Genomic DNA, 9,709 nt, shown 5'->3' with positions numbered 1-9,709 from the left:
GCCCGGATAGCTCAGTCGGTAGAGCAGGGGATTGAAAATCCCCGTGTCGGCGGTTCGATTCCGTCTCCGGGCACCATTTTGAATATAAGTGTGCAGCAATGCGTATTTAGCCCGGATAGCTCAGTCGGTAGAGCAGAGGATTGAAAATCCTCGTGTCGGCGGTTCGATTCCGTCTCCGGGCACCATATTTGCGTAAAGAGTTAAAGTAGTGATGCAGTAAAAAGTTTAAGCCGGCATAGCTCAGTTGGTAGAGCAACTGACTTGTAATCAGTAGGTCCCGAGTTCGACTCTTGGTGCCGGCACCATATAGCAGTAACAATCAAACCAGTTTCGCTTAACCGCAGACTGGTTTTTTTGTGTCTGGAGTTTAGGCTTAGCCGCCCTACCCGTTATTTTTGATAAAAGCGGTATGCCGCTATTCACAGCACCACTGGAAAATCTAGCCGCCAGACGACAGAATGCGGCCGACTGCAGAGTGATCCGCTAGAGGCGTATCGGACTGAGTGTTATGGTGAAAAAAATCAATAGCATGAGTCAATGACTCGGAGGCAGATGTGCCGCATCAAGATAACGAGTTGGAAAATAAAGAAATAACGGACACTCAAGTTAGTCCAGACGCAGCCGTTAATGCTCGCCAATCTCGCCGTCGACTGCTGACTATAATAGGCGTGGGATTAGCGGGTGCCTATGTCGCGCCCACGCTGTTTAGTTTAGGTCAGGCCCAAGCCGGTGACTGGCGGAACAGCTATTCTCGTCCCCGTTACTCTCGCCCTAGCTATTCACGACCTAGTTATTCAAGACCAAGCTATTCAAGACCGAGCGGTTACGAGCATCGTCACCGTGAACGAGCGCGCGAATACACAGAAGATCCTATCAGCATCTTAGAGGATGCGATTTTTGGCACCAAAAATCGCTACTAATGACAACTGCCGTTGATTTGAGCTTGCCACATTTAGGGCGTTGCTTGCGCATAGAGCAGGCTCTTGATGTGGTTGAGGCGCTTATTCAAGCCATGCCCGGCTGGCCAATAACAGTACAGCCCGCGCAAGGGCCGCTGCCCGATAGATATATTTATCGAGATAAGAAAGGACTATGGCAAGGTTCATTACAGGAGCCTAACGAATTTCACTTGCCCTCGTCTGCTGCTGCGGCTTGCAGTCTAGTGGCCGAGTTAGTCAGCCAACGCATGCTAAATGAGCCAGAGCTGTTAGGGCTGCACTGCGCCAGCGTCGAGATTAATGGCCGTTTAGTGGTGTTTCCAGAAAGCAGTAAGGCGGGTAAAAGCACCTTAGCAGTGGCCTTTTCCGCAGCTGGCTATCGGATATTTGGCGATGATGTTTTAGGCCTCACGGCTCAAGGAAAAGGCGTGGCCATGGGCGTGGCGCCTAGATTGCGCCTCCCCTTGCCTGACAGTTTTTCACCAGCATTCGTCGCTTACGCCAAGCGCCATGCGGGCCCAGAGGACGATCGTTATCGCTTTGTGATCCCAGCCGATAACGGTTTAGCGAATTATAATGAAACCTGCCCAGTAGGTGCCATAGTCCTGCTGGAGCGAGATTTATGCATTAGTGAACCCGAGGTAATTACACTGCCACCGGCAGAGGGTCTATTGCAGCTATTGTGTCAAAACTTTGCCAGCGATACCTCGAGCGCAACGCTACTGACTCGGCTCTTGCCATTGATGCAAGCCGTGCCTTGCTTACTGCTGCGTTATTCAGAACCCTTAGCCGGAGCCCGTTATTTAGCCAAGGTCATAGCTGCCCCTCAGCTGCAAAATGCCAATTGTGCCAGCCTCCTGAACTTAGCCCCCCACGACTCGCAACTCAATGATCTTAGTGCAGCTAAAGCCACACTGAAACTCGTATGGTTCCCAAAACTGGGCGTCACTCACTATTCGCTGGGCGAGGAGTTATTTTTAATTCATACCCTAAGCGGGGCGATTCATCGGCTAAATGCCAGTGGCAAACTCGCTTGGCAGTTACTGCAACAGCAAGCCTTGTCTGGCCATGAGTTAAGCGATGCCATTGCAGACTACTTTCAGGCTCCGCTGGCTGAGGTCACTTTGGATATCGGCACGCTACTGGCAGCATTAGCGCAAGCCGACTTAATAGTACAGCGCAGCTAAAGACCTGAACGGCCCGCGATTGCTCTCTCTTCAAAAAAGGCTGAATTCGGATCACAAAAATCAGCCTTCAATGAACCGTTACAAAGGCCGATATAAGCGAACATCAGCCTCAGCCACTAAGCTGGGGGCCACCTGCTCAAAGTAATCCTTGATGTATGGCTGAGCACAGTGAGCATCAAACACCTCGCGATTAGCCCAGCGTTCCACAAATACACAATCCCAAGGCTCGCCATTAGCCCCCTCGTAAGGCACCTCTTCGGTTAGCTGATACAATAAACATCCCTCTTCTCTGTGAGTCTCGGCGATCAGGGCTTTAAGCGCCGTTTGCAACTCTTCGGCCTTACCTGCACGGGCCTTAAAGCGAGCAACACAATATAATTCGGTCATTTAACTTCCTATTTAACAAACTGATTGATGGCTAACTGCATGCTAATACAGGCCAGTGTTCCTGAATAGCTTAAGCTTTGCGCGCGGGTGCTCATTTCAAGCACAGCTGTGCATTTGACAGTAAAATACCTGTTGACCACCTTCTAGTTACCAGTTAGAGTGAATGCAGCTCGAAAGATATAGTTCTATTTATGTTCTAGTTACGATGTTCTTGTAGTACCTCGTCCTGTATTTCATAAGTTAAATCTGTATTTTTTCAAGCATTCGTATTTTGGTAGATTTGATTACAGGATTTAGGTATGTCTAATATCGTTAAAGGTAAAGTTAAGTTTTTCAACGAGTCAAAAGGTTTTGGCTTCATCGAGCAAGAATCAGGCCCAGATGTATTCGTACATTTCAGCGCGATTCAGAGCCAAGGTTTCAAAACCTTAGCAGAAGGCCAGGCTGTTGAGTTCACAGTAGCTCAAGGTCAGAAAGGTCCTCAAGCTGAGAACGTTGTAGCTCTGTAAGAGTTTACCTCAGCTAAAGAATCTATAAGCCGTGCCCTAGGGCGCGGCTTTTTTTGGCTAAAATTTATTGGCCGTGAGGAGAGAGGCGTAAGGAGTGAGGTGTAAACACACCAACCTGAAGGTTTATCGTCCATCTTCAGCCTTATACTTCCCTTGGTTGTCTTTATACCTAGATCACTCCTTAACAGCGCACTTTCACCTTCACGCCTTTGTTTCGCTTGGCGCTTTAATCTCGCCCCTCTCACGCCTCACTCTTCCCCCTCACGTTTAACCCTCACCCTTAACGAATGCTCACCAGCGCCCTACTGCGCACCATGACAAACCTTTAAGCACCACTGCACCCAGCAAGATACACAAACCTAAGCTATAAGCGGTACTTACACCTAGATAGACCAAAAGTGCGGTTAATAGACCGGCGCTTAACATCTGCAAGGCTCCCGATAAAGCAGCCGCAGCGCCAGCCAATGTATGGTAAGGCTCTAATAAGCGACTCATGGCATTAGGGAACGCCATGCCATTGCCTAATGCTTGAATGAAAATACCGGCAACCAGCCATGCTGGCTGTAACGGCACCAATAATAACCAAGCGCCTGCCGCCAGCTGTAGGTAGGGACTAAAGCGTAACACCTGTTCGGCAGCCACTCTGTGCTGAATACGATTGTTAATCACGCCGCCAAGCAAGAGTCCGAGCGCAGGTAGCAGGGCCCAAGTGCCATATTGTGCTGCCGTCATGCCTATTTGTTGTTGCATGATATAAGGCATCACTGAGATAGAGACAGTCATCAGCGCAAACTGCCCCCATAGCATGCCACCATGGCCTAAGAAATGCCGCAAACTCAGTAAGTGCCGATAGTTAGCGACAATGCTTGCCAGCTGCATCGGTTGACGAACGCCAGAATGAGTCTCTTTAAAGCTGACAAATAACAGCAGCCATAAGGTCAATAGATACAGCAACATGGCCACAAACACGCTACGCCAACCAAAATGATAGCCAATGAGCCCGCTAATGGCAGGCGCGACTATCGGCGTAAACGCCGCCGCCATAGCCACGTAAGACAGCGCATTACGCAGCGCAGGCCCGGCAAAGCTATCGCGAAGCATGGCACGAGACACCACGGCGCCACAGCCCGCTCCTAGCCCTTGTAAGAAACGCCCTAGCAGTAACCATTCAAAAGAAGCATTAGGCACTAAACATAAACCCACACCTAAAATGGCTAAGGCGAGGCCCGCAATCAGCACAGGCCTTCGCCCCTTAGCATCGCTAAGCGGTCCATATAATAATTGCACCGGACCAAAGGCAAATAAATACCCAGAAATAAGCCACTGCACTCGGTTAGGATCTTCAGCCAAACTCTGGCTGATAGCAGGTAATACTGGCAGCAGCAAACCCACACTTAATTGCCCTATGCTGACGATCAAACAGGCAAAGATAAGCCGAGTGTTATTAGTGGTTTTGATAGGCACTGATTTTCCTTTGCTAATCATCCATTGCCTCGCGTATTAAAGTGCGCTTTACTTTGACAAGTCGGGTGCTCATTGAGCACAATCAAACTTGAATAATAACAAACAGGACTGCCTATATGACTGCCCAAACAGCGAATCCCCAATCGCTTCAACAAGCGTTTTCCTTGGGTAACGGACAGGATGCGGCACTGAATTGGCTGCGTAAAAATCAAACGCATTGCGCCATCTTTCTCACCAACGGCATTAAGCTCGAAGGGATGATCAGTGCCTTCGACCAATACAGCATCTTGCTCTCTGATCCTAGAGGCCAGCAACAGCTGATCTATAAAGCGAAGATCTCGACTATATCACCGGCCACTCGCAGACCACCGCGTACCGGCCCTATCATTAGTAAACCGCGCCGTCCGCGTTATGAAAGCCATCAAACACCTCGTGAAGATAGTTATCAGCGCCACGAGGATGAATTTGATACGCCTATTGATGACGAGCAAGGCTAAATTAACGGTCACAGTGCATAAACGTCGATAATAAAAAAGGTCAGCTGCTGCTGACCTTTTTTTATTCAGTGAATAGTGAGGAGTGAATAGTAAGGAGTAAGGTGGATGAGATAAACCACACATAGTACGGCCTTTGCCCTCTCACTCTTTATCTGACTATTAGTCTTCAGCTTCTAGCTTTCAGCTGTCTCTCCCCCCAGTCTAAATTAGACCTAGCTCTGTCATTACGCGGCGAATTTCAGCCTTGCTTGATTCTTGTAGTGGTACCACAGGAATGCGGCAAAACTCACTGGCCAAGCCAAGTAAAGACAGCGCATATTTAGGACCTGCTGGATTTGGCTCTAAAAACAACACCTGATGCAGCGGTAATAACTTGTCTTGTAAGTCTCGGGCTTCTGCCCATTTACCCGCCATCATCAGCTCTTGCAGCTCAGCACACAGACGCGGGGCTATGTTGGCAGTAACCGAGATACAGCCTTGACCGCCACCTACGTTATAAGCCACGGCAGTGCCATCTTCACCCGATAACCAAGCGAATGGCTTATTGATGTGCTTACGCTCAACCCAAGGGCGCAACAGATCACCGGTGGCGTCTTTCACGCCCACTATGCGCGGCAGTTCAGCCATGCGTGCCAAGGTCTCTGGCTTAATATCGACCACGGCGCGTGGGGGAATATTATAGACAATGATCGGCAGCTTAGTGGCGTCGTGCAACATCTTGAAGTGCTCGAATAAACCATCTTGATTAGGGCGATTGTAATAACCGGCCACATGCAAGGTAGCATCGGCACCCACACGCTCGGCGCAGTTGCTGTACTCAATAGCTTCGAGTGGATTATTAGAGCCGGCACCCGCAATCACAGGCACACGACCCGCCGCTTGCTCGACCACAATTTCAATGACTCGGCAATGTTCAGCTGGGGTCAAGGTAGGGCTTTCACCGGTAGTGCCTACGGGCACCAAGCCATGAGTTCCCTCTGCAATGTGCCAATCAACCAAGCGACGCAATGCCGGCTCATCGATACCAGCACCGTCAAAGGGGGTTAATAGGGCAACTAAAGAACCGCGAAACATGGAAACTCCTTCTCCTGGTTAGAGGATGATAAATTTTAAATAAAAACCCCGGCTGCTGTTGCATCACCGGGGTTTGAAAACATCTTGTCTTAAAGAAGATCAGGCATCGGTTACGCAACTGTGGCTAGCGCTTTTCGTTTCAGCGGTTTACCCTGTTTACGTTTCACTATAAAAAGCATGTGCTGCACCTGAAAAGACCTTGAACAGCATCTTTTGCTAATGACCGACAAATGTCAAGAGCACCTTAGGTATGTATAATACCAGATCAAATAATTTACTGTGGAGCCCAAGATGTTTGAGGCCTTAACGCCGGTCAGCGAAATGCTGGCACGTAATTTGGATGTACTTACTGAACAGCCGCTGTTGGTGTGTGGTCTACTCGAAGATAACTTGCCCGGCATGTTGGCTCAAGCCGGTCCGGCGCCGCGCATTTTCACCACCGACTTTAGTTACTTTCAGTGGCAAGAAAAGCAAGGCACCAGCCAAGTTGAGTTTGGCATTCAGCCGACCCAAGCCGCCGCCGGCTTATTATTATTGATGCCTAAAGCCAAAGCCGAAGCCGAATACCTATTGGCTGCCTGTTTACCGCTGCTCGCCCCAGGCGCCCAGCTGTTTATGGCCGGAGACAACAAAGGTGGCGTAAAGTCAGCACCTAAGCTGCTTGCTCCTTATGCGGATCAAGTGAACAAGCTCGACAGCGCGCGCCGTGCCAGCTTGTACCAAGCAGAGCTAGTGCGCCCAGCCGCCCCCTTTAAATTGGCCAACTGGATCAAAGGTTACTATCTAGAGCAAGAGCAATTGCAGATTTGCACCCTGCCTGGGGTGTTTAGCGCTGGTCACTTGGACTCAGGCACCCGTTTATTGCTGGATAATTTAGGCAAGCTGAAAGGCCGCGTACTCGACTTTGGTTGTGGTGCCGGTGTGCTTGGCGCCACCTTGCTTAAGCGCCAGCCTGAATTAGAGTTAGAGTGCATCGACATTAACGCGCTTGCTTTAGAAGCCACGCGTCTGACCTTGGCTGAAAATCAGCTGCAGGCTAAGGTGTATGCCTCGAATGGCTTAAGCCAAGTAAGCGGCACCTTTAATCACATAGTGGCTAACCCGCCGTTTCATGCGGGGCTAAAAACCTTCTTTCACACCACTGAAGCTTTACTGACCTCGGCGAAGGAATACTTAGTGCATGGCGGCTCACTCACCTTAGTGGCGAATGCCTTTTTGCCCTACCCTGAGCTAATTGAAAGAAGTTTTGGTCAGTGCGAAACCCTAGCGGTGAACGGTAAGTTTAAGATTTATCGCGCCGTGCGTCGTTCATAGCGCCTGCGGATCAAAGAACGATAAAAAACCGGCCGCTTACGCCGGTTTTTTTATATTCAGGCGCAGGTTTTATTGACGTTGAGCGAAAAATCTATAGAATTCGCTGGCTTGAGTACGCGAGGGTGGCGGAATTGGTAGACGCGCTAGCTTCAGGTGTTAGTGTCTTAGGATGTGGGGGTTCAAGTCCCCCCCTTCGCACCACTCAGTTACTGAGTGAGAGTGACTCAAAGCAATAAAATGGTGGCTCATTTAAAATAGCTGAATAGTAAAGAATACACAGTTAGATGTGCGAGGGTGGCGGAATTGGTAGACGCGCTAGCTTCAGGTGTTAGTGCCTTCGGGTGTGGGGGTTCAAGTCCCCCCCTTCGCACCATTTATTGTGAATACGCTTAGTAATACTTCCTCTGTTCTGTATACCTCAACACTCGCTCGCCCTTTGCTCACCAATTTCAACTCTTGGTACTTCGCAATGACTATCTATTAAATCGCCTGCTCACTCAGCATCACTGTCATGGCCATGCCTAAACCCGCCAAGCCGCCTACGGGCAACCAATACCAGTGACGACTAACCGACGGCAACACTAATAGCAGTGCGAACAAAGCGAAGCCTGCACTGAGCCAGAGCGTTAATGCCGAACTGGGTACCCACAACACCATCAATAACCAAGTTATTACCAACAGCATCACCATAGCTATTCCTCCTCATCCGTGACGCGAATGATAATAACTATCATTAATAATAGATTCAAGCTTTTCTTCTTCGCCTTCTAAACTTACTCACCCCGCCACGTTAGTAACACCACGGCTTCGACATGCATGGTGTGCGGAAACATATCTACAGGCGTGGCCTGCTCTAATTGAAAGCCGCGCGCCGTTAACCAAGCTAAATCCCGAGCCAAGCTTTTAGGGTTACAAGACACATACACTAAACGGCTCGGCTGCATCTGTATTAACGTCTCAAGCAAGGCCTGATCACAGCCTTTACGCGGCGGATCCACCACCACCAGATCGGCACTTACTCCTTGGGCATAAAGCTTGGGCACCACTTGCTCGGCTGCGCCTTCAAGAAACTCGACATTCGTTAAGTCATTTAACTGAGCGTTAATGCGCGCATCAAGGACCGCCTCGGGCACGATTTCGATGCCATAAACCTGACGAGCATGGCGCGCCAAAAACAGACTTATAGTGCCAATACCACAATAAAGATCGAACGCTACCTCATCAGCTTTGGGTGCCGCTAAACGCAGTGCTTCTTGATATAAGGCTTCGGTCTGCTTGGGGTTGATCTGATAAAAAGACTGCGCAGAAATAGCAAACTGTAAACCAGCTAACGTGTCCATTATGACTTCTTTGCCCCACAGCAAGCGAGTATCTGGCCCCAACACTCGATTACCTTGATAGCTGTTGATATTTAGCATAATGCTGGTTAGGCCCTCAATAACACTGAGATCCTTCACCAAATGCACTAAATCTTCTGCGGCGGGCTCTGCAGCCACCACCAACACCACCATCAGCTCACTGGTATTAACGCCATTGCGCACCATAAGGTGGCGAACACTGCCTTGCTGGCTGAGTTCGTTATAAGCCGTGATCTTATGCGCTTGCATCCAAGTGCGTACTTGCGCCACTACCTCTGTGGTAACCGGCGCTTGTGCCCGACACTCTTTAACCTCGACCAACTGATGGCTGTATTTGGCATAAAAGCCAAGCTGGGGCTCAGCGTGTTCCCCTGGGCGCACCGCATACTGCGCCTTATTGCGATAGTGAAAAGGGTCGCTCATGCCTAAGGTGTCGGCCACCGCACACTCAAGGCCTTTGGCTTGCAATGCCTCCTGCAATAGCTGGCGTTTAAGCCGCAACTGCTCTGCATAATCCATCACCCGTAACTGGCAGCCACCACAGGCGGTATAGACACAAAAGTCAGCGCGTCTGGCGGCAGAGGGCTCTCGCACCTGTAGCAGCTTACCTTGGGCGAAATGGGGCTTAACCACAGTCAGCAACACCTCTACCTGCTCGCCAGGTAAGGTGCCTTCCACGTACAAGGGTTTGCCATTAAGGCGGCCAATGCCGTCCCCTTTATCGGTGAGTTCTTCTATGGTGGCACTGATCTGCTGACCGAGTTTAAACATGCAATACACTCTACGGATAAGGCTAAACAGCGCGATCAATACCACATACAGAAGTACTCAAGACGCCATCAGCTAACGAGGACAATAATGGCCACAGCTTCGCGGCCAAAAACACAACAAGTGGCCATTCTACTTGATAGTAGGGTCGACACCAATAACGCAAACTTGGGCTTTCTGCTCAGGCGACGGCCCAACTCTTGCCCATAAAAA

The 9,709-nt window shown here is 49.8% G+C and carries 10 protein-coding genes and 5 tRNA genes; 10 read left to right on the top strand and 5 right to left on the bottom strand.

Translation table 11 applies throughout. From position 1 onward, the window contains the following. The 5 genes from ACEN2G_RS10845 to ACEN2G_RS10825 all read left to right on the top strand — a co-directional run bounded on the left by ACEN2G_RS10845 (position 1) and on the right by ACEN2G_RS10825 (position 2,125). Positions 1–76: transfer RNA gene (locus ACEN2G_RS10845), tRNA-Phe, on the top strand. Between the two features lie 33 nt (positions 77–109). Then, positions 110–185 (top strand) — tRNA-Phe (locus tag ACEN2G_RS10840). A gap of 44 nt (positions 186–229) precedes the next feature. After that, positions 230–305: transfer RNA gene (locus ACEN2G_RS10835), tRNA-Thr, on the top strand. 249 nt (positions 306–554) lie between these two features. Further along, positions 555–920, top strand: coding sequence for a hypothetical protein (locus ACEN2G_RS10830; protein WP_442021503.1), 366 nt, complete (start codon positions 555–557; stop codon positions 918–920). Next, positions 920–2,125: a PqqD family peptide modification chaperone gene (locus ACEN2G_RS10825; RefSeq protein ID WP_442021502.1), complete on the top strand. Its 1,206-nt coding sequence runs from the start codon at positions 920–922 to the stop codon at positions 2,123–2,125. Before ACEN2G_RS10830 ends, ACEN2G_RS10825 begins: the two co-directional genes overlap by 1 nt. A 78-nt stretch (positions 2,126–2,203) precedes the next feature. Here the strand turns inward: ACEN2G_RS10825 and ACEN2G_RS10820 are convergent, their stop codons facing one another. Next, positions 2,204–2,512 carry a putative quinol monooxygenase gene (locus ACEN2G_RS10820; RefSeq protein ID WP_442021501.1) on the bottom strand — a complete coding sequence of 103 codons (309 nt, stop codon included), beginning with the start codon at positions 2,510–2,512 and terminating at the stop codon, positions 2,204–2,206. A 299-nt stretch (positions 2,513–2,811) separates the two neighbouring features. On the opposite strand from ACEN2G_RS10820, the gene ACEN2G_RS10815 reads away from it, so the two are divergent. Then, positions 2,812–3,021: a cold-shock protein gene (locus ACEN2G_RS10815; protein WP_086964892.1), complete on the top strand. Its 210-nt coding sequence runs from the start codon at positions 2,812–2,814 to the stop codon at positions 3,019–3,021. A gap of 291 nt (positions 3,022–3,312) precedes the next feature. On the opposite strand, the gene ACEN2G_RS10810 is transcribed toward ACEN2G_RS10815, so the two are convergent. Beyond that, on the bottom strand, positions 3,313–4,485 hold the full coding sequence (locus tag ACEN2G_RS10810; protein WP_442021500.1) for a multidrug effflux MFS transporter: 1,173 nt from the start codon (positions 4,483–4,485) through the stop codon (positions 3,313–3,315). 116 nt (positions 4,486–4,601) lie between these two features. Between ACEN2G_RS10810 and hfq the strand changes: the two genes are divergently transcribed. Beyond that, positions 4,602–4,982 carry an RNA chaperone Hfq gene (hfq, locus tag ACEN2G_RS10805; protein ID WP_442021499.1) on the top strand — a complete coding sequence of 127 codons (381 nt, stop codon included), beginning with the start codon at positions 4,602–4,604 and terminating at the stop codon, positions 4,980–4,982. A gap of 201 nt (positions 4,983–5,183) precedes the next feature. Here the strand turns inward: hfq and dapA are convergent, their stop codons facing one another. Then, a complete protein-coding gene (dapA, locus tag ACEN2G_RS10800) occupies positions 5,184–6,056 on the bottom strand; it encodes a 4-hydroxy-tetrahydrodipicolinate synthase (RefSeq protein WP_442021498.1) in 873 nt (290 codons plus the stop codon). 291 nt (positions 6,057–6,347) lie between these two features. Here dapA and rsmC point away from each other — a divergent pair, with 291 nt between their 5' ends. From rsmC to ACEN2G_RS10785, 3 genes are all read left to right on the top strand, one after another. Further along, positions 6,348–7,370: a 16S rRNA (guanine(1207)-N(2))-methyltransferase RsmC gene (gene rsmC / locus ACEN2G_RS10795; RefSeq protein WP_442021497.1), complete on the top strand. Its 1,023-nt coding sequence runs from the start codon at positions 6,348–6,350 to the stop codon at positions 7,368–7,370. A 116-nt stretch (positions 7,371–7,486) separates the two neighbouring features. Beyond that, positions 7,487–7,571, top strand: a tRNA-Leu gene (locus ACEN2G_RS10790). An 87-nt stretch (positions 7,572–7,658) separates the two neighbouring features. Next, a tRNA-Leu gene (locus tag ACEN2G_RS10785) sits at positions 7,659–7,743 on the top strand. 107 nt (positions 7,744–7,850) lie between these two features. Here ACEN2G_RS10785 and ACEN2G_RS10780 read toward each other — a convergent pair. Together ACEN2G_RS10780 and rlmD are read right to left on the bottom strand one after the other, a co-directional pair. Then, positions 7,851–8,060, bottom strand: a complete 210-nt coding sequence (locus ACEN2G_RS10780; protein ID WP_442021496.1) for a hypothetical protein — start codon at positions 8,058–8,060, stop codon at positions 7,851–7,853. A gap of 83 nt (positions 8,061–8,143) precedes the next feature. Continuing rightward, positions 8,144–9,499: a 23S rRNA (uracil(1939)-C(5))-methyltransferase RlmD gene (rlmD, locus tag ACEN2G_RS10775; protein ID WP_442021495.1), complete on the bottom strand. Its 1,356-nt coding sequence runs from the start codon at positions 9,497–9,499 to the stop codon at positions 8,144–8,146. Between the last annotated feature and the right edge of the window lie 210 nt (positions 9,500–9,709).

The sequence above is a fragment of the Oceanisphaera sp. W20_SRM_FM3 genome (assembly GCF_052119705.1).
Taxonomy (GTDB): Bacteria; Pseudomonadota; Gammaproteobacteria; order Enterobacterales; family Aeromonadaceae; genus Oceanimonas.
The sequence above is the reverse complement of the archived record's forward strand: the minus strand, read 5'-3'. Positions and strand labels throughout refer to the sequence as shown.

Excerpts from the sequence above, each read along its gene's own strand:
- ACEN2G_RS10815 (WP_086964892.1), top strand. The coding sequence starts at position 2,812 with ATGTCTAATATCGTTAAAGGTAAAGTTAAGTTTTTCAACGAGTCAAAA.
- rlmD (WP_442021495.1), bottom strand. The coding sequence starts at position 9,499 with ATGTTTAAACTCGGTCAGCAGATCAGTGCCACCATAGAAGAACTCACC.
- rsmC (WP_442021497.1), top strand. The coding sequence starts at position 6,348 with ATGTTTGAGGCCTTAACGCCGGTCAGCGAAATGCTGGCACGTAATTTG.
- hfq (WP_442021499.1), top strand. The coding sequence starts at position 4,602 with ATGACTGCCCAAACAGCGAATCCCCAATCGCTTCAACAAGCGTTTTCC.
- ACEN2G_RS10825 (WP_442021502.1), top strand. The coding sequence starts at position 920 with ATGACAACTGCCGTTGATTTGAGCTTGCCACATTTAGGGCGTTGCTTG.
- ACEN2G_RS10780 (WP_442021496.1), bottom strand. The coding sequence starts at position 8,060 with ATGGTGATGCTGTTGGTAATAACTTGGTTATTGATGGTGTTGTGGGTA.
- ACEN2G_RS10820 (WP_442021501.1), bottom strand. The coding sequence starts at position 2,512 with ATGACCGAATTATATTGTGTTGCTCGCTTTAAGGCCCGTGCAGGTAAG.
- dapA (WP_442021498.1), bottom strand. The coding sequence starts at position 6,056 with ATGTTTCGCGGTTCTTTAGTTGCCCTATTAACCCCCTTTGACGGTGCT.